Annotated in this window: 24 protein-coding genes; 12 read left to right on the top strand and 12 right to left on the bottom strand. The window is 71.3% G+C overall.

All coding sequences use genetic code 11. The annotated features are described in order from the left end of the window. Positions 1-170 precede the first annotated feature (170 nt). Positions 171-1259: a redox-regulated ATPase YchF gene (gene ychF, locus MID12_RS09540; RefSeq protein ID WP_040248865.1), complete on the bottom strand. Its 1089-nt coding sequence runs from the start codon at positions 1257-1259 to the stop codon at positions 171-173. A 283-nt stretch (positions 1260-1542) separates the two neighbouring features. Here ychF and MID12_RS09545 point away from each other — a divergent pair, with 283 nt between their 5' ends. After that, positions 1543-2301 (top strand): DUF6542 domain-containing protein, encoded by a 759-nt coding sequence (locus tag MID12_RS09545; RefSeq protein WP_107071298.1) that lies wholly within the window; start codon positions 1543-1545, stop codon positions 2299-2301. A 130-nt stretch (positions 2302-2431) separates the two neighbouring features. On the opposite strand, the gene ppgK is transcribed toward MID12_RS09545, so the two are convergent. Continuing rightward, positions 2432-3187, bottom strand: coding sequence for a polyphosphate--glucose phosphotransferase (gene ppgK, locus MID12_RS09550; RefSeq protein WP_263166153.1), 756 nt, complete (start codon positions 3185-3187; stop codon positions 2432-2434). A 132-nt stretch (positions 3188-3319) separates the two neighbouring features. Beyond that, positions 3320-4384, bottom strand: coding sequence for a 4-hydroxy-3-methylbut-2-enyl diphosphate reductase (locus tag MID12_RS09555; protein ID WP_397914600.1), 1065 nt, complete (start codon positions 4382-4384; stop codon positions 3320-3322). Positions 4385-4498: 114 nt separating this feature from the next. Here MID12_RS09555 and xseA point away from each other — a divergent pair, with 114 nt between their 5' ends. The 3 genes from xseA (at position 4499) to MID12_RS09570 (ending at position 6897) form a co-directional block, all read left to right on the top strand. Next, on the top strand, positions 4499-5710 hold the full coding sequence (gene xseA, locus MID12_RS09560) for an exodeoxyribonuclease VII large subunit (RefSeq protein WP_040248871.1): 1212 nt from the start codon (positions 4499-4501) through the stop codon (positions 5708-5710). Positions 5711-5831: 121 nt separating this feature from the next. Next, the gene (locus MID12_RS09565) at positions 5832-6128 is read left to right on the top strand and encodes an exodeoxyribonuclease VII small subunit (RefSeq protein WP_263166157.1); all 297 of its coding nucleotides are present in this window, start codon (positions 5832-5834) and stop codon (positions 6126-6128) included. A gap of 178 nt (positions 6129-6306) precedes the next feature. Continuing rightward, the gene (locus MID12_RS09570; protein WP_040248877.1) at positions 6307-6897 is read left to right on the top strand and encodes a malonic semialdehyde reductase; all 591 of its coding nucleotides are present in this window, start codon (positions 6307-6309) and stop codon (positions 6895-6897) included. Between the two features lie 219 nt (positions 6898-7116). On the opposite strand, the gene MID12_RS09575 is transcribed toward MID12_RS09570, so the two are convergent. Further along, the gene (locus MID12_RS09575; RefSeq protein ID WP_040248880.1) at positions 7117-7626 is read right to left on the bottom strand and encodes a DUF4245 domain-containing protein; all 510 of its coding nucleotides are present in this window, start codon (positions 7624-7626) and stop codon (positions 7117-7119) included. A 234-nt stretch (positions 7627-7860) separates the two neighbouring features. Between MID12_RS09575 and glpX the strand changes: the two genes are divergently transcribed. Continuing rightward, positions 7861-8892, top strand: a complete 1032-nt coding sequence (gene glpX / locus MID12_RS09580; protein WP_040248883.1) for a class II fructose-bisphosphatase — start codon at positions 7861-7863, stop codon at positions 8890-8892. Positions 8893-9115: 223 nt separating this feature from the next. On the opposite strand, the gene MID12_RS09585 is transcribed toward glpX, so the two are convergent. Further along, positions 9116-9490 carry a WhiB family transcriptional regulator gene (locus MID12_RS09585; protein ID WP_040248886.1) on the bottom strand — a complete coding sequence of 125 codons (375 nt, stop codon included), beginning with the start codon at positions 9488-9490 and terminating at the stop codon, positions 9116-9118. Positions 9491-9750: 260 nt separating this feature from the next. After that, positions 9751-10491, bottom strand: coding sequence for a DUF1707 domain-containing protein (locus MID12_RS09590; protein WP_078844855.1), 741 nt, complete (start codon positions 10489-10491; stop codon positions 9751-9753). 224 nt (positions 10492-10715) lie between these two features. Here MID12_RS09590 and MID12_RS09595 point away from each other — a divergent pair, with 224 nt between their 5' ends. Beyond that, a complete protein-coding gene (locus tag MID12_RS09595; protein ID WP_040248888.1) occupies positions 10716-12380 on the top strand; it encodes a fumarate hydratase in 1665 nt (554 codons plus the stop codon). Positions 12381-12423: 43 nt separating this feature from the next. On the opposite strand, the gene MID12_RS09600 is transcribed toward MID12_RS09595, so the two are convergent. The 5 genes from MID12_RS09600 to MID12_RS09620 all read right to left on the bottom strand — a co-directional run bounded on the left by MID12_RS09600 (position 12424) and on the right by MID12_RS09620 (position 16606). After that, the gene (locus tag MID12_RS09600) at positions 12424-13311 is read right to left on the bottom strand and encodes a hypothetical protein (protein ID WP_263166165.1); all 888 of its coding nucleotides are present in this window, start codon (positions 13309-13311) and stop codon (positions 12424-12426) included. Between the two features lie 54 nt (positions 13312-13365). Further along, positions 13366-14004, bottom strand: a complete 639-nt coding sequence (locus MID12_RS09605; protein ID WP_263166168.1) for a hypothetical protein — start codon at positions 14002-14004, stop codon at positions 13366-13368. Between the two features lie 53 nt (positions 14005-14057). Beyond that, entirely contained in the window at positions 14058-14729 is a 672-nt protein-coding gene (locus MID12_RS09610) for a hypothetical protein (RefSeq protein ID WP_263166172.1), read from the bottom strand. A 253-nt stretch (positions 14730-14982) separates the two neighbouring features. After that, positions 14983-16278: a putative T7SS-secreted protein gene (locus MID12_RS09615; RefSeq protein ID WP_263166175.1), complete on the bottom strand. Its 1296-nt coding sequence runs from the start codon at positions 16276-16278 to the stop codon at positions 14983-14985. Between the two features lie 13 nt (positions 16279-16291). Continuing rightward, positions 16292-16606 carry a hypothetical protein gene (locus MID12_RS09620; RefSeq protein ID WP_040248896.1) on the bottom strand — a complete coding sequence of 105 codons (315 nt, stop codon included), beginning with the start codon at positions 16604-16606 and terminating at the stop codon, positions 16292-16294. A 212-nt stretch (positions 16607-16818) separates the two neighbouring features. Here MID12_RS09620 and MID12_RS09625 point away from each other — a divergent pair, with 212 nt between their 5' ends. The 4 genes from MID12_RS09625 (at position 16819) to MID12_RS09640 (ending at position 22028) form a co-directional block, all read left to right on the top strand. Next, complete coding sequence (locus MID12_RS09625) at positions 16819-18240, top strand: class II fumarate hydratase (protein ID WP_263166177.1); 1422 nt, start codon at positions 16819-16821, stop codon at positions 18238-18240. Positions 18241-18502: 262 nt separating this feature from the next. Then, complete coding sequence (locus tag MID12_RS09630) at positions 18503-19198, top strand: DUF402 domain-containing protein (RefSeq protein WP_263166179.1); 696 nt, start codon at positions 18503-18505, stop codon at positions 19196-19198. Between the two features lie 120 nt (positions 19199-19318). Continuing rightward, on the top strand, positions 19319-19993 hold the full coding sequence (locus tag MID12_RS09635) for a class I SAM-dependent DNA methyltransferase (protein WP_040248904.1): 675 nt from the start codon (positions 19319-19321) through the stop codon (positions 19991-19993). A 49-nt stretch (positions 19994-20042) separates the two neighbouring features. Continuing rightward, positions 20043-22028 (top strand): ATP-binding SpoIIE family protein phosphatase, encoded by a 1986-nt coding sequence (locus tag MID12_RS09640; RefSeq protein ID WP_079152724.1) that lies wholly within the window; start codon positions 20043-20045, stop codon positions 22026-22028. Between the two features lie 82 nt (positions 22029-22110). On the opposite strand, the gene MID12_RS09645 is transcribed toward MID12_RS09640, so the two are convergent. After that, on the bottom strand, positions 22111-23133 hold the full coding sequence (locus MID12_RS09645) for an NADP-dependent oxidoreductase (RefSeq protein ID WP_411576931.1): 1023 nt from the start codon (positions 23131-23133) through the stop codon (positions 22111-22113). A gap of 70 nt (positions 23134-23203) precedes the next feature. Between MID12_RS09645 and MID12_RS09650 the strand changes: the two genes are divergently transcribed. After that, positions 23204-24295, top strand: a complete 1092-nt coding sequence (locus MID12_RS09650) for a GlxA family transcriptional regulator (protein ID WP_263166183.1) — start codon at positions 23204-23206, stop codon at positions 24293-24295. 122 nt (positions 24296-24417) lie between these two features. Continuing rightward, on the top strand, positions 24418-25884 hold the full coding sequence (locus MID12_RS09655; RefSeq protein WP_040248911.1) for a catalase: 1467 nt from the start codon (positions 24418-24420) through the stop codon (positions 25882-25884). Positions 25885-25944: the final 60 nt, after the last annotated feature.

Here is a 25944-nt window from a genome sequence, read left to right on the forward strand (position 1 = left end):
GAGGGTGGTCACAGGTGCCGACAGGTGGTCCGATCCGGCCCTCCGGGGCGGCATCCAGCACCAAAGCACCGTCCGACCTTCGATGGAGCCGCAAAGGGGGCCCGTCTTGGATTGACGGACCCCTCTTGACCTGCGGCTTTACAGGACGAGTAATTTAGTTGAAGCTTCAATTAAACATTGAACCGAAACTCCACAACATCCCCATCCCGCATCACATACTCCTTCCCCTCCATACGCGCCTTCCCCGCCGAGCGTGCCTCCGCGACCGAGCCGGTTTCCACCAGGTCGGTGAAGGAGATGACCTCGGCCTTGATGAAGCCCTTCTGGAAGTCGGTGTGGATGACTCCGGCGGCTTCGGGGGCCGTGGCGCCCTTCTTGATGGTCCAGGCGCGGGATTCCTTGGGGCCGGCGGTCAGGTAGGTCTGGAGGCCGAGGGTGCGGAAGCCGACGTGGGCGAGGGTGGCGAGGCCGGGTTCCTCCTGGCCTACGGACTGGAGGAGTTCGAGGGCCTCGTCCTCGTCGAGTTCGGCGAGGTCGGCCTCCAGCTTGGCGTTGAGGAAGATGGCCTCGGCGGGGGCGACCAGGGCGCGCTGCTGGTTCTTGAAGTCCTCGTCGGTCAGCTCGTCCTCGTCGACGTTGAAGACGTAGAGGAAGGGCTTGGTGGTGAGCAGGTGGAGGTCGTGCAGGAGCTCCTCGTTGCCGGAGCCCTGGACGATGCCCGCGGAGAAGAGGGTGTCGCCCTTCTCCAGGATCTCCTTGGCCTCCTCGACCGCCTTGACCTTGGGAGCCACGTCCTTCTTGATCCGGGACTCCTTCTGGAGGCGCGGCAGGACCTTCTCGATGGTCTGGAGGTCGGCGAGGATCAGCTCGGTGTTGATCGTCTCGATGTCGTCCTTGGGCGAGACCTTGCCGTCGACGTGGACGACGTTCTCGTCCTGGAAGGCGCGGATGACCTGGCAGATCGCGTCGGACTCGCGGATGTTCGCGAGGAACTTGTTGCCCAGGCCCTCGCCCTCGCTCGCGCCGCGCACGATGCCCGCGATGTCCACGAAGTCGACCGTGGCGGGCAGCACCCGCTGCGAGGAGAAGATCTCGGCGAGCCGGGTGAGGCGGGGGTCCGGTACGCCGACGACGCCGACGTTGGGCTCGATCGTGGCGAACGGGTAGTTGGCCGCGAGCACGTCGTTCTTGGTCAGGGCGTTGAACAGGGTCGACTTGCCGACATTGGGCAGACCGACGATTCCGATCGTGAGCGACACGTTGCGACTTCCCGTACGTCAGGGCTGGTAAGCGAACTGGCTTTGCCGAGGGACCCGGGGTGAGCGCACGCACGGGCCGGTCGCCCAGTCTACGGCGTACGGGACCCGGCGCCCGAAGGCCTCTCGCGCCCCGTCGGCGGTCCGCGCCCCGGCGCGTACTCCCGTCCCACACCACCCCCGCAGGCTCTCCACTTCGCGGAGGACATCGGGATGCTTGGCCAAGACAGGTCAAAGCGCGTGTCCCAGCGGCCGCCCGGCACATGATCGGATCTACGTTGGTCCGGTGGAGCAACCGAGGACCCGTCCCCCCCAGAGCCGTCAGCGCCGGACCGCGCCCCTGCCACCGCAGGGCGGCCCGCGCCGCACCGCACCGGCCCCGGTCCGACGGCCGCAGGCGCCGGGCGCACCGGCCGCGCGTACCCCCCGCCGCCCGGGACCGGAGCGGGGCCCGCGGTCCGGGCATGATCCACGGCCCGGCCGCGGCGCCGGTGCCGGTCTCGCGGCGCGGATCCGGCAGCTGCCCAACCCCCGGCTGACCGGGCTGGGCAGCGGGCTGTTCTGTGCCGCCGCGATGTTCCTCGTCGCCGGTCTGGACCGGCTGCTGTTCGGCTCCTCGCTGACGGTGTACGGATTCTTCTTCCTGCCGGTGAGCGCGCTGACCGCGCTGTGGGTGCGCAATGCCGACCTGGTGCTGGCGCCCGTCGTCGTACCGATCGCCTTCGCGGTCGGCGTCTTCCCCGTCGCGGACACCGAGGGCGGGATCGGCGGCCTGCTGATGGGCCTGTTCACCGCGCTCGCCCTGCACGCGGGCTGGCTCTACGGCGGCACCCTCATCGCCGGTCTGATCGTCTCCGTACGCAAGATCCGCCTGATGGCCCGCCGCGCGGCCGCCCGCCGCGGCCGCCCGCCGCAGCCGCCGGGGGGCCAGGGGACCCGCCGACCGCGCCCACCGGCCCAGGGCGGACCCAAGGGCGGATCCGGCGGTGGCCCCAACGGCAGCCCCCAGGCCGGACGGCGCCCGGCCCGCCCGACGCGCGCCTGAGCGACCTCCCCGCGCCTGAGCGCCTGAGCGATCAAGCCCCAGAACCCGGGTTCCCAGTCCTCCGAGCCCCGCACGTAAGAAGGGCGCCGCCTCCCCGGCGGCGCCCTTCCTCGTTCTCGTACCGGCGGCCCTACTTCCCGCCGTACGTCCCGTGCGCCCGCATCGCCGCGCCGACGATGCCCGCGTTGTTGCGGAGTTGGGCGGGGGCGATCTCGGCCTTGACGTGATTGATCAGGGGCACGAACTTGTCGGCCTTGCGGCTCACTCCGCCGCCGAGGATGAAGAGTTCGGGGGAGAACAGCATCTCCACGTGGAGCAGGTACTTCTGGAGCCGGTGTGCCCAGTGCTCCCAGCTGAGGTCGTTGTCGTCCTTGGCCTTGGTGGAGGCGTGCTTCTCGGCGTCGTGGCCGTGGAGTTCGAGATGGCCGAGTTCGGTGTTGGGGACCAGGGTGCCGTCGACGAAGAGCGCGCTGCCGATGCCGGTGCCGAGGGTCAGCACGAGGACCGTGCCCTTGCGTCCGCGGCCCGCGCCGAACTGCATCTCGGCGACTCCGGCGGCGTCGGCGTCGTTCAGGACCACCACTTCTGCACCGCCGAGGCGCTCGCTGAGCAGGCTCCGGGCGTCCACGTCGAGCCAGCTCTTGTCGACATTGGCGGCGGTGCGGATGGTCGAGCCGTCGGTCACCACGCCGGGGAAGGTGACGCCGACCGGCCCGTCCCAGTCGAAGTGGCGCACGACCTGTTCGACACCCTCGCTGACGCCCTCGGGGGTCGCGGGATGCGGGGTCAGCACCTTGAAGCGGTCGGCCGCAAGCTCGCCCCGGTCCAGGTCCACGGGTGCGCCCTTGATCCCGGAACCGCCGATGTCCACGCCGAAGATCTCCATGGCGCTACGGTAAAGCCTGCCGCGCGCCGCCAGGGCCCGTGCGCCCCGGCCCTTCACCCCTGCTTCACCCCTGCGGTCCGCCGGGGGCGCCGCGGGAGGGGCGCGCCTTCGCGGGCACGCCCCGGCCCGGCACTACTCGCTCTTCGACTGCCCCTCAGCGGAGCCGCCCCCGACGAGGGCGGCGGCCTCGGCGCGCAGATCGCGGCGGAGTTCCTTGGGGAGGGAGAAGTGGATGGACTCGTCGGCCGTCTTCACGATCTCGACGTCCTCGAAGCCGCGGGCGGCCAGCCACTCCAGTACGCCCTCGACGAGCACCTCGGGCACCGAGGCCCCGGAGGTGACACCGACCGTACGCACGTCCTCCGTCAGCCAGCTCTCGTCGATCTCCTCGGCGAAGTCGACGAGATAGGCCTCGCGGGCGCCGGCGAGCTTGGCGACCTCCACCAGGCGCACGGAGTTGGAGGAGTTGCGCGAGCCGACCACGATGACCAGATCGGCGTCGGCGCCCATCTCCTTCACGGCGAGCTGGCGGTTCTGGGTGGCGTAGCAGATGTCGTCGCTGGGCGGCGAGATGAGCTGGGGGAACTTCTCCTTGAGGGCGTCGACGGTCTCCATGGTCTCGTCGACCGAGAGCGTGGTCTGGGAGAGCCAGACCACCTTGGACTCGTCGCGGACCTCGACCTGGGCGACGTCCTCGGGGCCGTCCACGAGCGTGATGTGCTCGGGGGCCTCGCCGGAGGTGCCGATGACCTCCTCGTGGCCCTCGTGCCCGATGAGGAGGATGTCGTAGTCCTCCTTGGCGAAGCGGACGGCTTCCTTGTGGACCTTGGTGACCAGCGGGCAGGTGGCGTCGATGGTGGCGAGCCTGCGCCCGGCGGCCTCCTCGTGGACGACCGGGGCCACGCCGTGCGCGGAGAACATCACGATCGAGCCCTCCGGCACCTCCTCCGTCTTCTCGACGAAGATCGCGCCCTTGCGTTCGAGGGTCTGGACGACGTACTTGTTGTGGACGATCTCGTGCCGTACGTAGACCGGGGCGCCGTACTGTTCGAGGGCCTTCTCCACGGCGATCACCGCGCGGTCCACGCCCGCGCAGTAGCCCCGGGGCGCGGCCAGCAGGACCCGCTTGCCGGCAGGGGCGGAGTCGGCGTCGGACGGACCGGCCGCACTGGCAGGGGAAGCAGTCATGGCACCCATCGTAGGGCGTCGCCCCGCGGTCCCGGAGCCCCTGTGGAAAACCTCGGGACCAGGGGTGCGGTGCTCTCCTGTGGACAGTCCCGGTTTGTCGGTGGCGGCCGATACGCTCGGCGCATGGCTGTGAACACCTCGGCTCAGGCGCCGCTGCCCGTCGGTCAGGTCTCGCGCCTGATCGGCGGCTGGATCGACCGGCTGGGCGCGATCTGGGTGGAGGGGCAGATCACCCAGCTCTCCCGGCGCCCCGGCGCGGGCGTCGTCTTCCTGACGCTGCGCGATCCCTCGCAGGACATCTCGGTGAGCGTGACGTGCTACCGCCAGGTCTTCGAGGCGGTCGCCGATGTCGTCACCGAGGGCGCCCGGGTCGTGGTGTTCGCCAAGCCCGAGTGGTACGCGCCGCGCGGCCAGCTCTCCCTGCGGGCCACCGAGATACGGCCGGTCGGGGTCGGCGAACTCCTCGCGCGCCTGGAGCGGTTGAAGAAGGCCCTGGCGGGCGAGGGGCTCTTCGCGGCCGAGCGCAAGCGGCCGCTGCCCTTTCTGCCGCAGCTCGTCGGCCTGGTCTGCGGCCGCGCCTCGGCGGCCGAGCGCGATGTCCTGGAGAACGCCCGGCACCGCTGGCCCGCCGTCCGCTTCGAGGTGCGCAATGTCGCGGTGCAGGGGGTGCACGCGGTGCCCCAGGTGGTCCAGGCCGTCAAGGAGCTGGACGGGCACCGGGACGTCGATGTGATCATCGTGGCGCGCGGCGGCGGCAGCGTGGAGGACCTGCTGCCCTTCTCCGACGAGCAGTTGGTGCGCACGGTCGCCGACTGCCGTACGCCGGTGGTCTCCGCGATCGGGCACGAACCGGACAATCCCCTCCTCGACCATGTCGCGGACCTGCGCGCCTCCACCCCGACCGACGCCGCGAAGAAGGTGGTGCCGGACGTCGGCGAGGAGTACGAGCGGGTGCGGCTGCTCCAGGACCGGGCGCTGCGCTGCCTGGAGTCCTTCCTGGAGCGCGAGGAGCGGGGGCTGGCCCACGCCCTCGCCCGGCCGGTCCTGCAGGACCCGCACCGCATGATCGACGACCGCGCCGAGCAGGTGGGCGCCCTGGCCGACCGCGCCCGCCGCACCCTCGGCCACCTCCTGGACCGCGCCTCCTCCGAGCTGACGCACACCCGCGCCCGGGTGGTCGCCCTCTCCCCCGCCGCCACCCTGCGCCGGGGGTACGCGGTCCTGCAGACCGCGGACGGCACCGTGGTGCGGGAGCCCGCGGACGCCCCCGAGGGCGGGCCGCTCCGGGCGCGGGTCGCCGGGGGCGAGTTCGGGGTGGTGCGGGTGGAGGAGTAGCCCCGCCCGCACCCCACCACGCACACCGGGGGCTGTCGTGGACAGCGCACCACCGGCCGCGGCCACCGCACCCGGCGGCCCGCCGCACCGTACGAGAACAAGGCAGAGGAATGGCAGAGGAATGACCAGCGAGACACCGACCGAGCAGGGCACGGCCGCCGCCGAGGCCCTCGGCTACGAGCAGGCGCGCGACGAACTGGTCGACGTGGTACGCCGGTTGGAGGCCGGCGGCTCCAGCCTGGAGGAGTCCCTCGCGCTGTGGGAGCGCGGCGAGGAGCTGGCCCGGGTCTGCCGCCGCTGGCTGGACGGCGCCCGCGCCCGCCTCGACGCCGCCCTCGCGGCCGAGGACGCAGAGGAGGGGGAAGAAGGAGAAGAGGGCGAGGGGTCCTCGGCGGCCACCGGGGACGAGGAGGAATAGCGGAGTGGAGGAGTAGCGGAGTGGCTGCCTGCGGGCTGACCGCCCGGGTGGCACCCGGCCCGGCGGCTGCTGTGAAGTCGATCACGGCAACCCGGCTTTTGTTGAAACTTCAACCTACCTCTCGTACGGTGGGCCCCACGGCGCCGAACTGCCGCCTCCCTCGACGAAAAGGCTGACCATGTCCCTCGTTCTCGACCCCGCCGCCCAGGACCTGCTGTTCCGCGAGGCCCGCACCGCGAACACCTTCACCGACGAGCCGGTGACCGAGGAGCAGGTCCAGGCGATCTACGAACTGGTCAAGTACGGGCCCACCGCCTTCAACCAGTCCCCGCTGCGGGTGACCCTGGTCCGCTCCGCGGAGGCCCGGGAGCGCCTGGTGCCCCACATGTCGGAGGGCAACCGGCCCAAGACCAGCACCGCGCCGCTGGTCGCGATCCTCTCCGCGGACAACGAGTTCCACGAGGAGCTGCCCACGCTGTTCCCGCACTTCCCGCAGGCCAAGGACGCCTTCTTCAGCCGGCGTGAGACCCGTGAGGCCTCCGCCGGATTCAACGCCGCGCTGCAGGCCGCGTACTTCATCATCGGCGTGCGCGCCGCCGGTCTCGCCGCGGGACCGATGTCCGGCTTCGACCCCGAGGGCGTCCGCAAGGAGTTCCTCGACGACGACCACACCCCGCTGGTCGTCGTCAACATCGGCAAGCCGGGCGAGGACGCCTGGTTCCCGCGTTCGCCGCGCCTCTCCTTCGAGGACGTCGTCAAGACCGTCTGAGCACCGCCGCGCACCTCCCGTACGCGGGCGCACCCGTACCCCGTACCCCGTACGCAGACGAAGGGCCTCCGCCCGGCAGCAGCGCCGGACGGAGGCCCTTTCCGTGTCTTCGACGGCCCGTTCCATGTCTTCGACGGCCCGCTCAGAAGCCGTGAGGGAGCCCTGGGCAGGAGAAGCCCTGGCGAGGAACCGTCCCCGAGAACCCCCGGGGCCCCCTCCTCAGGACCGCTTGAGGCGCTCCGCCACATGTGTCAGCTCGGAGCGGGAGGCGGGGCCGGTGACGACCGTGGTCACGCCCTTCTCCTTCAGGACGAGGGCGTCGTAGTCCGAGCCGTCGTAGCGGCGCCAGCGGTCGCCGCCGATCTCCTGCGTGAGCTTTGTCTCGTCGGCCCCGCGGGTGACCCGGTCGATGAAGCGGGAGGGCCGCTCGGTGGACTGCTCCACCGCGACGTACGTCCGGTCCGGGCCGTGGAAGCCGAGGTGCCAGGCCTTGAAGGCGGCCCCGTCGAAGCGCACCGAGGTCGCCGCCCAGCCCTTGCCGAGGCCCTCCGGCGCGGCCACCGGATAACCGGCGGCACGGCGGGCGGTGGTGAGTTCCACCTGGTAGTCGACCTTCTGCGGGGGCTTCTCGGTGTCGTCGTGCGGGAGGACGAAATAGATCACTGCCGCGAAAGCGCCGATGGCGGCCAGCGACAACACCATGTCGCGGACCGTCTGCCTTCCTCTCATACCTGCCACCCGCCCATGGTCTCAGGTCCCCGCGACCGCCCCGCGACCGCCCCTGACGTGCACGCCCGCGCCCCGGCATGGCGGGCCGCTCATGCGAAGGGCGCACTGCTCATTCTGGCGGGGTGCCGTTAGAGTCATGAACGCATCCGTCCGCTTCCGGCCCCGCCCGCGCCGTGCTCCCCGCCGCCCTCGGGCGCGCAGCTCTTCTTCTCGAATTTCAGAAAGGTGCGCTTGATGACCGAGCATCATCTGCCGTCCGAACTCGAGGTCTCCCCCGAGGCGCCCGACCGCAACCTCGCGCTCGAACTGGTCCGCGTCACCGAGGCGGCGGCCATGGCAGCGGGCCGCTGGGTCGGCCGCGGCGACAAGAACGGCGCCGACGGCGCGGCGGTACGGGCCATGCGCACCCTCGTCTCCACCGTGTCGATGAACGGTGTCGTCGTCATCGGCGAGGGCGAGAAGGACGAGGCGCCGATGCTCTACAACGGCGAGCAGATCGGCGACGGCACCGGCGCGGAGGTCGACATCGCCGTCGACCCGATCGACGGCACCACCCTCACCGCCAAGGGCATGTCCAACGCCATCGCGGTCCTGGCCGCCGCCGACCGCGGCACCATGTTCGACCCCTCGGCGGTCTTCTACATGGACAAGCTGGTCACCGGGCCCGAGGCCGCCGACTTCGTCGACATCAACGCCCCGGTCGCCGCGAACATCCGCCGGGTCGCCAAGGCGAAGAACTCCACCCCCGAGGACGTCACCGTCGTCATCCTGGACCGCCCCCGCCACGAGGGCATCGTCCGGGAGATCCGGGAGGCCGGGGCCCGGATCAAGTTCATCTCCGACGGCGATGTGGCCGGTTCGGTGATGGCGGTGCGCGAGGGCACCGGCGTGGACATGCTGATGGGCATCGGCGGCACCCCCGAGGGGATCATCTCGGCCTGCGCGATCAAGTGCCTCGGCGGCACCCTGCAGGGCAAGCTCTGGCCCAAGGACGAGGCCGAGAAGCAGCGCGCCCTGGACGCCGGGCACGACCTCGACCGGGTGCTGACCACCGACGACCTGGTCTGGGGCGACAACGTCTTCTTCGTCGCCACCGGCATCACCGACGGCGAACTGCTGCGCGGCGTGCGCTACCGCGCGGAGACCGCCACCACCCAGTCCCTGGTGATGCGTTCGCGCTCGGGCACCATCCGCCAGATCGACTCCACGCACCGCCTGAAGAAGCTCCGCGCCTACAGCGCCATCGACTTCGACCGCGCCAAGTAGACCGCCGCGCACGGCACTTGGACCGCGCGGACCGGAGAGCGGGAAGCCGCCGCGGGGCGCCTCTCACCAGGAGGGGCGCCCCTCGGCGTACGCGGCAGGGGCACGGCAGCCATCGGCAGAGGCACCCGCGGACGGCACGCGTGCACGGCGGTGCGTACGTACACCGAGACGTACGTACGCGAAGTGGCCCAGCGGGCCCCGGAGTTCAGCCCGTGGCGGGAGTTCAGCCCGCGGCGGCTATGCGGCCGGTGGCGCGGGCCTTCTGGAGTTCGAGGTCGCGACGGCGGCGGCGGGCGAGGACCACGCGGCGCTCGGCGGCCGTCAACCCGCCCCAGACGCCGTACGGTTCGGGCTGGACGAGCGCGTGTTCGCGGCACTCGATCATCACCGGGCAGCGTGCGCAGACCCGCTTGGCGGCCTCCTCGCGGGAGAGCCGGGCGGCCGTGGGCTCCTTGGACGGGGCGAAGAAGAGACCGGCCTCGTCACGGCGGCAGACCGCGTCCGAGTGCCAGGGCGCGTCCTGGTCGCGCTCGCGCACTGGCACCCGCTGGGGCCGAACGGCAGCGACCTGCAGGGGCTGATGCGGCGGTTGCGGCACGGTCTACTCCTGACGACAGCTTCGCGGCGAGTGACGATGCAGCAAGGAATACCCGCCCTGCGCGCCGCTAAGCACGCGCCCAGGAACCACCGGAGGGGACCGCGCCTTTACGGCCAGGGTCCTCTACTTCCTTCCGGCGGGCGGGAGTTGGGGCCGTTTGCGGTCGCCGGGCCGCGTCCTGCCGACCCTCGTGGCAGCGAGCCCGGCGAGCGGCCCGCGACCCCGGCGAGCGGGACCGCCGTACCGCGGGAAACCCCAGGTCAGTGGCCGAAGTGCGAGCCGTGCCCCTTGCCGCGCAGCTTGCGCTGGAGGTTGCTGATGAGCTTGCCGCGCTTGGCCTTGGCGTCGATGTTCCCGAGGACGGCGACGCCCTCGACGTAGACGACGGGCGCTTCCGGTTCGGCGGAATCCAGGGTGTCGACCTCGAAGTTGCCGAGTACGCCGCCGCCGCTGCCGCGCAGCGAGACATTCTCCGGGACCCGCACCTCGACGCTGCCGAAGACCGAGACCGCCTTGATCACCACCTGCGGGTACTCGAAGACCGCCTGGCTCAGGTCGATCTCCACGCTGCCGAAGACCGCGTAGGCGTGGGTCCTGCGGCCGACCCGCCAGCGCCCCTTGCGCACCGAGGCGCTGAACACCGCGACCAGGTTCTCGTCCGGCTCCGCCGGGATGGTGCCGGGGACGGGCCGCCCGGGCACCGCCAGCTGCGGCCCCCCGCGGTGCGCGCCCGGCAGATCGCGCACCAGCGGCTCCAACTCGCCCTGGGTCTTGGCCCGGTAGACGGAGTCGATCCGCTCGGAGTGCTCCTCGGGGGTGAGCCGGCCCTCGGCCAGCGCCTCTCTGAGGATGTCGGCGATACGGTCACGGTCGGCGTCCGAGGCGCGCAGCGGCGGCTCCCCGGGCTCGGCGAACGGCGCCCGCGAGGGCACCTCCACCGACTGCCCCGAGGTCTGCTCCGAGGGCTGCCCCGACGGCTGGGGGCGCTTTTCGAGGTCCACGGATCCACCCTACCGAACGCGATAGATCGCGACTAGGGCATCCGGTCCCGCCGTGCCGCGCCTTCCCGCCCGGCCCGGCAGGGTCCCGGCCGCCGCCGGATCGGGCCCCTCCCGCCGGGCCGCTGAGCCTTACCTCACAGGAGCGGCGGCCCCGGCAGGTTCTACTCTGGTGGGCGCTGCCCAGGGAGGCCAGCGATGTCTGCCGAGTGAGGAAAAGCCGCATCATGCCGGAGTTCGCGTACACCGATCTGCTGCCGACCGGGGAGGACACGACCCCCTACCGTCTGGTGACCGCGCAGGGCGTGAGCACCTTCGAGGCGGACGGGCGCACCTTCCTCAAGGTCGAGCCCGAGGCGCTGCGCACGCTCGCCGAAGAGGCGATCCACGACATCCAGCACTACCTCCGCCCCGCCCACCTCGCCCAGCTGCGCCGCATCATCGACGACCCGGAGGCCTCCTCGAACGACAAGTTCGTGGCCCTGGACCTGCTGAAGAACGCGAACATCGCTGCCGCGGGCGTCCTGCCGATGTGCCAGGACACCGGCACCGCGATCGTGATGGGCAAGCGCGGCCAGCAGGTCCTCACCGAGGGCGGCGACGAGGCGGCCCTCTCGCGCGGCATCCACGACGCGTACCAGAACCTCAATCTGCGCTACTCGCAGATGGCCCCGCTGACCATGTGGGAGGAGAAGAACACCGGCTCCAACCTCCCCGCGCAGATCGAGCTGTACGCGACCGACGGCGGCGCCTACAAGTTCCTCTTCATGGCCAAGGGCGGCGGCAGCGCCAACAAGTCCTTCCTCTACCAGGAGACCAAGGCGGTCCTCAACGAGGCCTCCATGATGAAGTTCCTGGAGGAGAAGATCCGCTCGCTGGGCACGGCCGCCTGCCCGCCGTACCACCTCGCCATCGTGGTCGGCGGCACCTCCGCCGAGTACGCGCTCAAGACCGCCAAGTACGCCTCCGCGCACTACCTCGACGAGATCCCGGCCGAGGGCTCCGCGCTCGGCCACGGCTTCCGGGACAAGGACCTGGAGGAGAAGGTCTTCGAGCTGACGCAGAAGATCGGCATCGGCGCGCAGTTCGGCGGCAAGTACTTCTGCCACGACGTCCGGGTGGTCCGCCTGCCCCGGCACGGCGCCTCCTGCCCGGTCGCGATCGCGGTCTCCTGCTCCGCCGACCGGCAGGCCGTCGCGAAGATCACCGCCGAGGGCGTCTTCCTGGAGCAGCTGGAGACCGACCCGGCGCGCTTCCTGCCCGACACCACCGACGAGCACCTCTCGGCCGACGAGGACGACGTGGTCCGCGTCGACCTCGGCCGCCCCATGGACGAGATCCTCGCCGAGCTGACCAAGTACCCCGTCAAGACCCGCCTCTCGCTGACCGGCCCGCTGGTGGTGGCCCGCGACATCGCGCACGCCAAGATCAAGGAGCGCCTGGACGCGGGCGAGGAGATGCCCCAGTACCTCAAGGACCACCCGGTCTACTACGCGGGCCCGGCCAAGACCCCCGAGGGCTACGCCTCCGGCTCCTTCGGCCCGACCACGGCCGGGCGGATGGACTCCTACGTGGCGCAGTTCCAGGCCGCCGGCGGCTCCAAGGTCATGCTCGCCAAGGGCAACCGCTCCCGACAGGTCACCGAGGCCTGCGACACCCACGGCGGCTTCTACCTCGGCTCCATCGGCGGCCCGGCGGCGCGCCTCGCCCAGGACTGCATCAAGAAGGTCGAGGTCGTCGAGTACGAGGAACTCGGCATGGAGGCCGTCTGGAAGATCGAGGTCGAGGACTTCCCCGCGTTCATCGTCGTCGACGACAAGGGCAACGACTTCTTCCAGGCCCCGGCGGAGTCACCGACGATCTTGAGCATTCCGGTGCGGCAGGGGGCCTGAGGCGGAGCAGGTTCCGTACCCGGGGGGCGGGGGGCGGCGGATCTCAGGAATCGTCCGGATCCCCGCCCGTCCGATCCATGAAATCGGACGCCACGAACATCCCCGAAAACGCGTCGGTCTTGGCGGGATCGCGCACATCGACGCGGTAGATTCCGTCGTCCCGCAACGTCACCAGGGCGGAACCCTCTCCCGCGTGCCGTGCACGGAACTCTTCCACGCGTGCCCGCTGGTCCACGGAAAGGCTGTTCAGCGGCACCGGCTTCGCCCCGTCGACCAGGTATTCGCAGATCTCGTCCCGGAAGTTCGAAGCCAGCCTGCACCAGGACTCGTCGGCGAAAGCGATCTGCATATCGCAGCGAGTGGCGCGGTAGTCGTCTCCCACGAAGGCACTGAAATCCTTGCGTCGTACCGACGACACCTCATCGCGATCGACTTGCCAGAGCACCTCGTCGTGAATCTCGTCCGCATGCGGAAATCCCGTGATCAGCAATCGTCGGTTCGTCACCGTGAGGTGCGTGCGGTAGTTCCGCGGACGCCGGGAGATGTCCAACTGCCAAGGCAGGGTACGCGCCGTGCTTCCGTGGTCGCCCCAGAGAACCGGAAAGTCCTCTGTCTCGTTGGGCGGGTCCTCCGGGCGTCCAGGGACGCTCACCCCTCCCGCTCCGCCCCCTCCGGTCAGCGCGGCCATGACCAGAGCGCCGACCGCCCGGCCCGCGACCCGCAGTGCGCCACGACCGTGTCGTTCGGCTCCCTCCTTCCGGGTGAACAGCGGTCCGGGTGGCCAACCGGGCAGCTCGTCCTGGATGTCCCGCCGCTGCGCGTCCCTGAACCAGCGCATCCCGGAGACGGCCACCGCTGCCCCGCTCGCGAAGACTACGGGGACGCGGCCGAGCACGTACTCGTCGGCGGACTCGGGCTGCCAGACGGGCATGACGGGTGCTCCTACGGGAGGTTGCGGGGTGGTGAGTGGAGGGAACGGGGCCGCTCACCGGTTCAGTGGAGAGGCCGCGGATACCGGGGCCTCGGCTTGCTCCGGCGGCGAGAAGGCCACGGTCCCCAGCACGGTGTTCATGACCTCGCACCACTCCACCCAGTAGTCCACGGATGCCGTGTACAGGGTGAAGACGGCGGTGCAGGGCGCGTGCGGGAACGGGACGTGGACCTGGATCTGTCCCGTGAGCAGCTTGGTCTCCTCACCCGAGGCGGTGACTGCGGGGTCCAGAACGACCTCTCGGATGGTGACGCAGGAGGCGCTCGGCCCGCAGGGCAGGTCCAGCCATCGTGCGTCATTGAGCGGGTCGGACCTCAGCGCCGCGAGGATGCCCTGAGCCGCGACGTCCGGGTCCTCGTGTTCCGTCGGCACGGCGGCGACCGTGAGAGCGCACTGCACGACGCCGCCGGACTCCGTGGAGAACAGCCCCATCGCCGCGTACGAGAGCCCTCCCGAAGCCATCGCCGATGTGACGGCGGCGTAATAGGAGGAGGCGGGGGCCCACAAGGCTTCATCCCCCTGCGAGTACAGCCCCCGCACGAACTCCTGTGCCAGGGGCTGGAGTTCGTCCTCGGTGGCCGCGACGGGAAGCGCGAAGAACCCTTCGGGGGTGGTGAACCACAGAGGCGGCACCTCGGAGACGGGGACACCTTCGGCAGAGGAAGGAGCTCCGCCCGGCACCGCGTTCATGTCTGCCGCCACAGGTCACCGTCCACGTACTCCACGTCCTGACCGTCCGCGCCCATCCGGTCGAACTCGGTGTCGAATCCCACGGCCGCGTCCACCTCCGGGGAAACCCGGATCTGAACCAGGTAGTTCCCGCTTTCCCGCCGGGTGACGACGGGAGGCGACTGGAGCGGCCTGCCTGCCACGAACGAGTCGATCCGGGCCCGTTGGCCCGCGCTCAACTCCTCGGTCGGTACGACAAGAAGAGGGGTCGTCAGATACATGGTGAGTTCGCCACGGAACTGCGCGGCGAGCCTGCACCAGGAGCCATCGGCGAAGTCGATACGGAAGTCGCTCTTCGTGGCGTACATGCCCCGGCCGCTGACCTCGCTGAAGTCCATCAGCCGCACGCCGGACACCTGGGAGAGTGGCACCTCCCACAGGAGATCGTCGTCCGCCACGACTCCGGTGCCACGAACTGCCACGAGCAGCAGCCGCCTGTCGGTGACGATCAGATGGGTCCGCTGCCCCTCGGGGCCACGCGCCGGGTCCAGCTGCCACGGCAGAGTGCGGGCGATCGTGCCCGGCGCCCCCCACATCACGGGAAAGTCGTCCACTTCGTCCGCGGGGTCCTGCACGGTGCCCGGAGTCCGCCAACCGCCCACGCCGCCACCACCGTTGAGGACCGTCATGGCCAGGACGGCCAGGATCCTCCCGCCCGCTCCTGCCGCCTTCCGGGTACGTGCGGATCCCGGGCGCCTGGGGGCGAACGTCGGCCCCTCCGGCCAGCCGGGCAGCTCATACTGAACGTCTCGGCGGTCGGGGTCACGGAACCACCGCATCCCCTTCACCGCGGGGGCCAGACCGGTCGCGAACATGACGGGTTTCCGGGAGAGCGGGTTCTCCCCTGGGTCGGGGGACCAGACTGTCACTCGGTCCAACTCCTCAGTGTGCGCCGGCAGATTCATGGAACGAGTCACCCGGGTGCAAGGCCTCGCCTACGTGCTGAGGAATGCTGAGGCCCTTCGGAGCGATTTTCATCCCTGCGTCAATTCCCCTGGCCAGGGCGCCTTCCGGATTCACATGCCCGCCGAAGGGAAGCATGTTCCATCCCTTGCTCCCAAGGAACTGCCCCTCCCGGTAACCCGCCTGGGATATCCCGGCCATGCGGCTCATGAGCCCACTGCTCTCGTGGAACACCAGCCCCATGTTCTTCGCTGTTCCCCCGAGCACGACCTTGTTGCCGAGCCGCAGTCCCCCTTCGAGGCCTTCCGCCGCCTTCCCGAAGGCGAACGGCACTTTCGAGGTGGCGAGCTTGGTCGCCTTGAAACCCTTGCCCAGTTTGGCCGCCCGAGCAGTCGCCGTGGCCAGGTCGGCCACTTTCGCCCCCTTCCCGAACGCCCCGATGCCCGGAAGGAGACCCACCGCATCGAGGCCCAGGGTCGCCCAGCCGACATCGGCTCCCGCCGCCATGGCCAGACCATGCGCGCCGAGTGCCAGTCCAGTGGTGACCAGGGCCGCAGCCCCGAAGATCAGTCCCAACGGCTCGAACGGCATCGTGATGATCGCGAGGAAACCGAGGATGCCGCTGAGGTCGCTGAGCAGATCCCCCACAAGCTTGATCAGGTCCGCGTGGTCCTTCACCCAGTCCGCCGCGCTCTTGAAGGCGTTGCCGATCTTGTCGAAGAGGCCGGGCTCGTCAGGGGCGATGTCGCCGGCCTTGTCGAGTTCCTCGGCGATCCGCTTGGCAGCGGCCGCGTAGCGCTCGTCCAGGTCATGCAGCCAGTCCATGCAGCCCTGGACGTCGAGGCCGTCATCGGCGGCGGGCTCGGCGTCGCCCTTGCCGGCTGTGTCGGCGCCCTTCTTGTCCTTGGCGTGCTTGCCGTCCTCGGCCTTCTCCTTGGCCTCGGCCTCGTACGCCTTCTTGGCCGCGGCCTCCAAGCGGTCGGTCTCGTCCTGGAAGTCCTGGAGTTCGTGCGCCCACTTCTTCAGGGCGCGGGCGGCCTTGTCGAAGGACTTGTGCGCCTTCTTGAACAGCGGGGTGAGGTCCTCGTCGACATGGTCGGAGAAGGACCGCGCGGTCTTGCCCTTCCAGTCGCCGGCCGAGATGCCGGTCAACTCCGAGACGGTGGTGCCGAAGTCGGTCGCGAGCGCGTCGATCTTGCGGGCGAGCTGCTTGGTCTCCTGGACGTCGCCCGGTGTCGGGTCGCGGCCGATGTTGGGCAGCGGTGGCCTCGTCATTCCCGCTCCCCCTTCACTTCCCCTCGCCCTTCGCCTTGGTCTTCTTCGGCTTGAGAGCCTCCGCGAGTTCGTGGTCCAGCTCGTCGAAGGTCTTGCCGATCTTGTCGATCATCTTCACGGCGCCCTGGGCGTGTTTACCGAGCTGCTTCATGCCGTAGCCCCACTCATCCGCGAAGTCGTGCAGTTCCTCCACGAGCTTCTCGGCGCCCACGGCGGAACCGTCCGCGTGCTTGAGCGTGGTGCGCGCGTCGCCCATGCGGCCCGACACGGTGCGGAAGATCTTGCGCAGGTCCTCGAAGACCGTGCCGTCGATCGTCAGGTCGCTCATCGCGCCCCCGGACCTCCCCTGGCTGTGGCATGGCCAGCGGTCAGCACAGCGATGCCGATCTCGAACATATTGGCGTCCACGCAATCACGCAGTCACAGACAGTGGGAAGTCTCTTGGGAATCTATTGACTCACCAGTAGGTACGAGTAAGTACGAGTAAGGGGAATACCCGCCGCCCCGCCCACCGCTCCCCCACCAGGAGGTACACCACACATGACCACGACGCACGGCACCCCCGCGCCCGGCCCCGGCGGCGAGTACCGCATCGAGCACGACTCCATGGGAGAGGTCCGGGTTCCCGCGGAGGCGAAATGGCGGGCGCAGACGCAGCGGGCGGTGGAGAACTTCCCGGTCTCGGGGCAGCGGATCGAGCGGGCGCACATCGAGGCGCTGGCGCAGATCAAGGCGGCCGCGGCGAAGGTGAACGCCGAGCTCGGGGTCCTCGACAAGGACATCGCCGAGGCGGTGCGGGAGGCCGCGCGGGAGGTCGCCGAGGGGCGGTGGGACGCGCACTTCCCGGTCGACGTCTTCCAGACGGGGTCCGGCACCTCCTCGAACATGAACACCAACGAGGTGCTCGCCACGCTGGCGACCGAGCGGCTGGGGCGGGAGGTCCACCCCAACGACCATGTGAACGCCTCGCAGTCCTCCAACGACGTCTTCCCGTCCTCGATCCACATCGCGGCGACGGCGGCCGTGACCCGCGATCTGATCCCGGCCCTGGACCATCTGGCCGCCGCGCTCGGCCGCAAGGCGGAGGAGTTCGCGGATGTCGTGAAGTCGGGGCGTACGCATCTGATGGACGCCACGCCGGTGACGCTGGGGCAGGAGTTCGCGGGGTACGCGGCGCAGGTGCGGTACGGGGTCGAGCGCCTGGAGGCCTCGCTGCCGCGGCTGGCCGAACTCCCGCTCGGCGGCACCGCGGTGGGCACCGGGATCAACACCCCGCCCGGCTTCCCGGCCGCCGTGATCGCCGAGGTGGCGCGGGCCACCGGGCTGCCGCTGACCGAGGCGCGGGACCACTTCGAGGCGCAGGGCGCGCGGGACGCGATCGTCGAGACCAGCGGGCAGCTGCGGACCATCGCGGTCGGGTTCACCAAGATCGCCAACGATCTGCGCTGGATGGCCTCGGGCCCGCGCACCGGCCTCGCCGAGATCGCGCTGCCCGACCTCCAGCCCGGCTCCTCGATCATGCCGGGCAAGGTGAACCCGGTGATCCCGGAGGCCACCCTGATGGTCGCCGCGCAGGTCACCGGGAACGACGCGACCGTGGCGGCGGCCGGCGCGGCCGGGAACTTCGAGCTGAACGTGATGCTCCCGGTGATCGCCAAGAACGTCCTGGAGTCGATCCGGCTGCTCGCCAACGTGGCGCGGCTGCTCGCCGACCGCACCGTGGACGGCATCACCGCCGACCGGGAGCGGGCCCGGGAGTACGCCGAGTCCTCGCCCTCGGTGGTGACCCCGCTCAACAAGTACCTCGGCTACGAGGAGGCGGCGAAGGTCGCCAAGAAGTCGCTCGCGGAGCGGAAGACCATCCGCGAGGTGGTCCTGGAGTCGGGTTACGTGGAGCGCGGCGACCTCACCGTCGAGCAGCTGGACGAGGCGCTCGACGTGCTGCGGATGACGCGGCCGTAGCGGCGGGCGTTCCCGCCGCCCCCGTACGGTCCCCGTCCGGGCGGGCGGGGGCCGCGCGGGGGCACGCGGCTTCGCGAACTTCGCGATGCCCCGGGCGATGGGCGGGCGGGGACCACGCGGGGGCACGGGTGTGCGAGCGGGAACCGCACGGGTGTGCGGGCGGGGATCCGCGGTGGCCGGAACTCGCCCGTAACCGGCGGTAGCCCGGGCCCGGGTGACCCGCGCCGCAGCGGTGTATGCCGCGGGCACCTAAAATCCGCTCATGACAGACCCAGACACGGCGGACAGAGCCCGCGAGGGCGGCGGAGGCGGCGGCGGACACTGGCCGCCCGGCGCCCAGATCCTGTGGCGCTACCGCGAGAACGCGGGCGAGCGCTTCCACATCTGCCGCCCGGTGACGGTCGTCGAGGACACCGCGGAGCTGCTGGCCGTCTGGCTCGCCCCGGGCACCGAGTGCGTGAAGCCGGTGCTCGCCGACGGCACCCCGGTCCACCTGGAGCCGCTGGCCACCCGGTACACCAAGCCGCGGGCCGTGCAGCGCGACCGGTGGTTCGGCACCGGCGTGCTGAAACTCGCACGGCCGGGCGATCCGTGGTCCGTTTGGCTGTTCTGGGAGCAGGGCTGGCGGTTCAAGAACTGGTACGTCAATCTGGAGCAGCCGCGCGAGCGCTGGGCCGGCGGCGTGGACTCCGAGGACCACTTCCTCGACATCTGCGTGTACGAGGACCGCAGTTGGTCCTGGCGCGACGAGGACGAGTTCGCCGAGGCGCAGCGGGCCGGACTGATGGACGCCGGTCAGGCGGGCCGGGTCCGGGAGGCGGGGAGGCGTGCGGTGGCGCACATCGCCGAGTGGGGTGCCCCGTTCGCCGACGGATGGCAGGACTGGCGGCCGGATCCGACGTGGACGATCCCCTCTCTGCCGGACAACTGGGACCGGACGCCCGCGCATGTGTCCTGATGAGACCCTTGATGCGCCCCCATGGTTGACCCGTAGGATCGTTCCCCCGCAAGGTCGCGCGGCTGCAACTCCGCCAGTGGGTGCGGGACCTGACAACCAGTCATCGAGGGGCGGCAGGACGTGAGCGAGGCTTACGAGGGATACGGCGACGGTGCGGCACCCGACCGTACGGGTCAGGCCGAGGCCTTCGACGCCATCGGCGCGCGCTACGACGACGCCTTCCCGCACAAGGAGGGCCAGCTCGCCTCCGGCGGCTGGCTGGCGGCTCAACTCCCCCCGGGCTCCCGGGTGCTGGACGTGGGCTGCGGAACCGGCCTGCCCACGGCCCGCGCGCTCGCGGACGCGGGCCACGCGGTGACCGGCGTCGACCTCTCCGAGGGCATGCTGGAGCTCGCCCGCAAGAACGTCCCCGAGGGGCGGTTCCTGCGGCGGGACCTCGCGGCGCTGCGTGCCGAAGGACCCGACGGGCTGGGGGAGTTCGACGGCATCGCCTGCTACTTCACACTGCTGATGCTGCCGCGCCCGGAGATCCCGTACGCCCTGCGGCAGTTCCACCGACTGCTCAGACCCGGTGGCCTGTTCGCGCTGTCCATGGTGGAAGCCGACCTGGACGACGCGGAAATTCCGTTCCTGGGGCACCCGATCCGGGTATCGGGATTCCTGCGGGACGAACTGCGCCGGGTGGTGCGCGAGGCGGGCTTCGAGATCGCGGGCGAGGAGACATTCGCGTACGCCCCGGCCAGTACCGGCGCTCACCCGGAACACCAGTTGTTCCTCAACTGCCGACGCGCCTGAGACCACCGCGCGCACGGCGCGCAGCCCCGGACGGACGGATTCGACACGCGTGACGGAGCATCCCACCTCCCACGAGGCCCGGCAGCAGCAGGCTGCCCGGCCGGGCACCCCCGCAGATCCGCGCGGGGCGCTGCTGCGTACCCCGGCGCAGGCCAGGTCCGGCGACCCCGTGACCCCGGCAGGCACCGGCAGTGATGAGCATTCGCAATCGTCGACGGCCGAGCCAGATGCGCCCCGCCCGCGACCGACCCCGGAGGGCGTGGAGATGCAAGCGGGCGACGAGGGCGCCGGGCCGACGACCCAGGCGGCGGCCTCCGCGCGCCCGGCGGCCGTGGCCATGCGGCGGGACGGGGACCGGCTGAGGTTCGTGGGCGCGGCGACCCGGCGGATCGCCCGGGGCATCGACCTCGACGAGATCGTGATGGGCCTGTGCCGGGCGACGGTGCCGACCTTCTCCGACGCCATCCTGGTCTATCTGCGCGACCCGCTGCCGGTCGGCGACGAGCGCCCGGCCGGTCCCGTGGTGCTGCGGCTGCGCCGCACCGACCGGATCCCGCTCGACCAGGACACCGAGGGCACCCCGCTGCCGCCGCTGCAGAGCGGGCCCGATCTCACCGTCACCGCCGAGCTGTGCGAGGTGCAGCCGGGCGGCGCGCTCGCCGAGGTGCTGCGCGGGGTGCGCCCGGTCTTCGCGGACGCGGCCACCGCCCGTACCGCGCTGCCCGAGCTGCTCGGCGACACCCTCAGCCTGCCGGACGGCAAGCGGGCCATTCTGGCGCCGCTGCGGGGGCGGCGCCGGGTGATCGGGGCGGCCATCTTCCTGCGCCGCCCGGACCGTTCGGCCTTCGAGACGGACGATCTCCTGGTCGCGGCCCAGCTGGCCACGCACAGCGCGCTCGGCATCGACAAGGCGGTCCTCTACGGCCGCGAGGCCTATATCGCCGACGAGTTGCAGCGCACCATGCTCCCGGAGACGCTGCCGCGCGCGATGGGCGTCCGGCTCGCCTCCCGCTACCTCCCGGCCGCGGAGACCGCCCGGGTCGGCGGCGACTGGTACGACGCGATCCCGCTGCCCGGCAGCCGGGTCGCCCTGGTCGTCGGCGACGTCATGGGGCACTCGATGACCTCCGCCGCGATCATGGGCCAGCTGCGGACCACCGCGCAGACCCTCGCGGGCCTGGACCTGCCGCCGCAGGAGGTCCTGCACCACCTCGACGAGCAGGCCCAGCGGCTCGGCACCGACCGCATGGCGACCTGCATGTACGCGGTGTACGACCCGGTATCGCACCGCATCACCATCGCCAACGCCGGGCATCCGCCGCCCGTGCTGCTGCACCTCGGCGGCCGGGCGGAGGTGCTGCGGGTGCCGCCGGGCGCCCCGATCGGCGTGGGCGGCGTCGACTTCGAGGCGGTGGAGCTGGACGCGCCCGCGGGCGCCACCCTGCTGCTCTACACCGACGGCCTGGTGGAGTCCCGGCTGCGGGACGTCTGGACGGGCATAGAGCAGCTGCGCGAACGCCTCGCCGCCACCGCGCAGTTGACCGGACCGGACCACCCGCCGCCCCTTGAGGCCCTGTGCGACGAGGTGCTCGACATGCTCGGCCCGGGCGACCGGGACGACGACATCGCGCTGCTCGCCGCCCGCTTCGACGGCATCGCGCCGAGCGATGTCGCCTACTGGTTCCTGGAGCCGGAGGACGCCACGCCCAGCCGGGCGCGGCGGCTGGCCCGCAGCGCGCTCGCCCGCTGGGACCTGGAGGAGCTGACGGACTCGGTCGAGCTGCTCGTCAGCGAGGTGGTCACCAACGCGGTGCGCTACGCCTCGCGCCCGATCACCCTGCGGCTGCTGCGCACCGACGTGCTGCGCTGCGAGGTCGGCGACGACGTCCCGCAGCTGCCGAGGCTCCGCCAGGCCCGCGCCACCGACGAGGGCGGCCGCGGCCTGTACCTGGTCAACAAGCTGGCCCGGCGCTGGGGCGCGACCCGGCTGAGCACCGGCAAGGTGGTGTGGTTCGAGGTGCCCTGGCGGGGGTGAGCCGCCGCGTACGCCTTGATGGAGAGTGAGGGGGAGCCCCGGTCCTGTGACCGGGGCTCCCCCTCATGTGCGGCCGCGGCGCTCAGCGCACCGTCAGCACCAGCTTCCCGGTGGTCCGGTTGGTCTCGCCTAGGGCGTGGGCCTTGGCGCCCTCGGCCAGCGGGTAGGTGCCGGCGATCTCGGCGCGCAGCTGACCGGAGGCCGCGAGGGCGGCGATCGCCTGCATACCGGTGTGGTCGGCCTCGACCAGCAGGGTCTCGGCGCGGACCCCGAGCGACTCGGCCTCGGCCACCAGCTCCTCCCGGTCCACCGGCAGGATCGAGACCAGCAGTCCGCCCGGCCGCAGGGTGCGCAGGCTGCGGGAGCGGTACTCGCCGCCGATGGTGTCCAGGACGACGTCGGCCTCCCGTACCGCCTCGGCGAAGTCGGTGGTGCGGTAGTCGATGAGCTCGTCGGCGCCGAGTCCGCGCAGGAAGTCGTGCTTGCCCGCGCTGGCGGTGCCGATGACGTAGGCGCCGCGGGCCTTGGCGATCTGCACGGCGAGGTGGCCGACGCCGCCCGCCGCGGCGTGGATCAGCACCCGCTGCCCCGCTTCGAGCCCGGCGGTGTCGACCAGGGCCTGCCAGGCGGTCAGCGAGGCGAGCGGCAGCGCGCCCGCCTGGACGTGGTCGATCCCCGCGGGCTTGCGGGCGAAGGCGCGGGCGGGCCCGGTGACGTACTCGGCATGCGAGCCGGCGCCGTACGGATAGGGCAGCATCCCGAAGACCTCGTCGCCGGGCTGGAAGAGGGTGACGCCGACGCCGACCTCCTCGACGGTGCCGGAGACGTCCCAGCCGAGGACGAACGGCGGCGCGGGCAGGAAGGCCGGGTGGGCGCGGTGCTTCCAGTCGGTGGGGTTCAGGCCCGCGGCGTGCACGGCCACCAGGAGCTGGGAGGGGCCGGGGGCGGGGCGGGGCAGTTCGGCCAGTTCGAGGACCTCGGGGCCGCCGAGGGTGCGCTGGCTCAGGGCGTGCATCCGGGGGCCGGAGGGGGCGTCGGCCGGGGTGGCGGCCGAGGCGGTGCCGGTCGGCTCGCCGGGGGTGTGCTGATCGCGGTGCTGGGTCATAGGCCCAGGGTGCCGCCGGGTTCCAGGACCGCGCCATGGCATGAATGCCATCAACCGATGAGTTCGTGCCATGCTGGACGGCATGGCCTCCTCCTCGCCCACCGCCGCCGGGCCGCCCGCCGGATCCTCCGCCGAGCGACCCGCCGAGCCCGCACCCCGGCCGCGCACCGGCCCCTCCCCCGTGGACTCCTACCTCTGCCTCTCCGGGCCCCGGCCCGGCGCGCACCGGGTGGCCGTCCTCGCCATGGAGGGCGTCTACCCCTTCGAGCTGGGCATCGCGCACCGCGTCTTCGGCAGCGCCGACGGCCGCTACGAGGTGCGGACCTGCACGGTCGACGGGAACCCGGTGCGCACCGACGCCGACTTCACGGTCACCGCGGAGCACGGGCCCGAGGTCCTGGAGTGGGCGGACACCGTGGTCATCCCGCCGTACACCGTCTCGCTGGCCGCCGCGGAGCTGTCCCCGCCGACCGCGCGGGCGCTGGAGCGGATCCCGGCGGGCACCCGGATCGCCTCGATCTGCACCGGCGCCTTCCTGCTCGCGGCGGCCGGGATCCTCGACGGCCGCAGGGCCACCACCCACTGGGCGCTCGCCGAGCGCTTCCGGCAGCTCTTCCCGGCGGTGGACCTCGACCCGGATGTGCTCTTCATCGACGACGGCACCGTACTGACCAGCGCGGGCGCCGCCTCGGGGGTGGACGTCTGCCTCCACCTGGTCCGCCGGGACCACGGCAACGAGGTGGCGAACCAGGTCGCCCGGCGCTGCGTGGTGCCGCCGTACCGGGACGGCGGGCAGGCCCAGTACATCGAGCGGCCGCTGCCGGAGCCGACCGCGGCGGGCACCGCGGCCACCCGGGACTGGGCGCTGGACCATCTCCACCTGCCGCTGACCCTGGAGGAGCTGGCCGCGCACGCCCGGATGAGCCTGAGGACCTTCGCCCGCCGGTTCCGCGAGGAGACCGGGGTCAGCCCGGGCCGCTGGCTGACCCAGCAGCGCGTACTGCGGGCCCGGCACCTCCTGGAGTCCAGCGATCTGCCGGTGGACCGGATCGCGCACGAGGTCGGCTTCGCCACCGCCGCCTCGCTGCGCCAGCATCTGCACGCGGCCATCGGGGTGGCCCCGCTCGCGTACCGGCGGACCTTCCAGGCGGCGGGCAGATAGGCCCGTCACGAAGGGGTCGAATTCAGGACAATGTCCAAATGTTGCCGGGGTCACTTCCGAGGAGTTCACTGGCAGGCGAGACGAAGCGACCCGACCCCCCAGCACCCGACGGGAGCACGCTCGTGACCTCGGCATCCCAGCACAAGGTTCCCCTTACGACGACCAACGCAGGCATCCCCGCGGAGAGCGACGAGAACTCGCTGACCGTCGGCCCCGACGGACCGATCCTGCTGCAGGACCACTACCTCATCGAGAAGATGGCCCAGTTCAACCGCGAACGGGTCCCCGAGCGGGTCGTGCACGCCAAGGGAAGCGGTGCCTACGGGCACTTCACCGTCACCAACGACGTCAGCCAGTTCACCAAGGCCGACCTCTTCCAGCCCGGCCGCACCACGGAGATGCTCGCCCGCTTCTCCACGGTGGCCGGGGAGATGGGCTCCCCCGACACCTGGCGCGACCCCCGCGGCTTCGCGCTGAAGTTCTACACCGAGCACGGCAACTACGACCTGGTCGGCAACAACACCCCGGTCTTCTTCGTCCGGGACACGATCAAGTTCCAGGACTTCATCCGCTCCCAGAAGCGCCACCCGCGCACCGGTCTGCGCAGCAACGACATGCAGTGGGACTTCTGGACCCTCTCCCCCGAGTCGGCCCACCAGGTCACCTGGCTGATGGGCGACCGCGGCATCCCGAAGACCTACCGCCACATGAACGGCTACGGCTCGCACACCTACATGTGGATCAACGGCGGCGGCGAGAAGTTCTGGGTGAAGTACCACTTCAAGACCGACCAGGGCATCGACTTCCTGACCCAGGACGAGGCCGACGAGCTGGCCGGCTCGGACGCGGACAAGCACCGCCGCGACCTCTACGAGTCCATCGAGGCCGGGAACCCGCCAAGTTGGACGCTGAAGGTGCAGATCATGCCCTTCGCGGACGCGCCCGACTACCGGTTCAACCCCTTCGACCTCACCAAGGTCTGGCCGCACAGCGACTACCCGCTGATCGAGGTCGGCCGGATGGTCCTCGACAAGAACCCCGAGGACTACTTCGTCCACATCGAGCAGGCCGCCTTCGAGCCCTCGAACCTGGTGCCCGGCATCGGCCCCTCCCCCGACAAGATGCTGCTCGGCCGGCTCTTCTCTTACCCGGACACCCACCGGTACCGGATCGGCCCCAACTACGCGCAGCTGCCGCCCAACCGGCCGCATGTGCCCGTGCACTCCTACGCCAAGGACGGGCCGATGCGGTACGAGCCCGCCCGGGTCGGCGCCGTCTACGCGCCGAACTCCTACGGCGGCCCGGCCGCGGACCCTGCCGACTACCCGCCGCCGAGCTGGCAGACCGAGGGCGAGCTGGTCCGCGAGGCGTACACCAAGCACCGCGAGGACGACGACTGGGGCCAGCCCGGCACCATGGTCCGCGAGGTCCTGGACGACGCCGCGCGCGAACGCCTGGTCTCCAACGTGGCGGGCCACCTGGCGGACGGGGTCTCGCCGCCGGTGCTGCAGCGCGCCTTCGAGTACTGGCGCAATGTGGACAAGCGGCTCGGCGAGCGCATCGAGGCGAAGTTCAACGGGGCGCCCTGAACCCCGCCACCCGGCTCACGCTCGACGCGACCTGAGCGTCACACAGGGAGCGATCTGAGC

The sequence above is a fragment of the Streptomyces sp. SCSIO ZS0520 genome (genome assembly GCF_025643355.1).
Classification (GTDB): domain Bacteria; phylum Actinomycetota; class Actinomycetes; order Streptomycetales; family Streptomycetaceae; genus Streptomyces; species Streptomyces physcomitrii.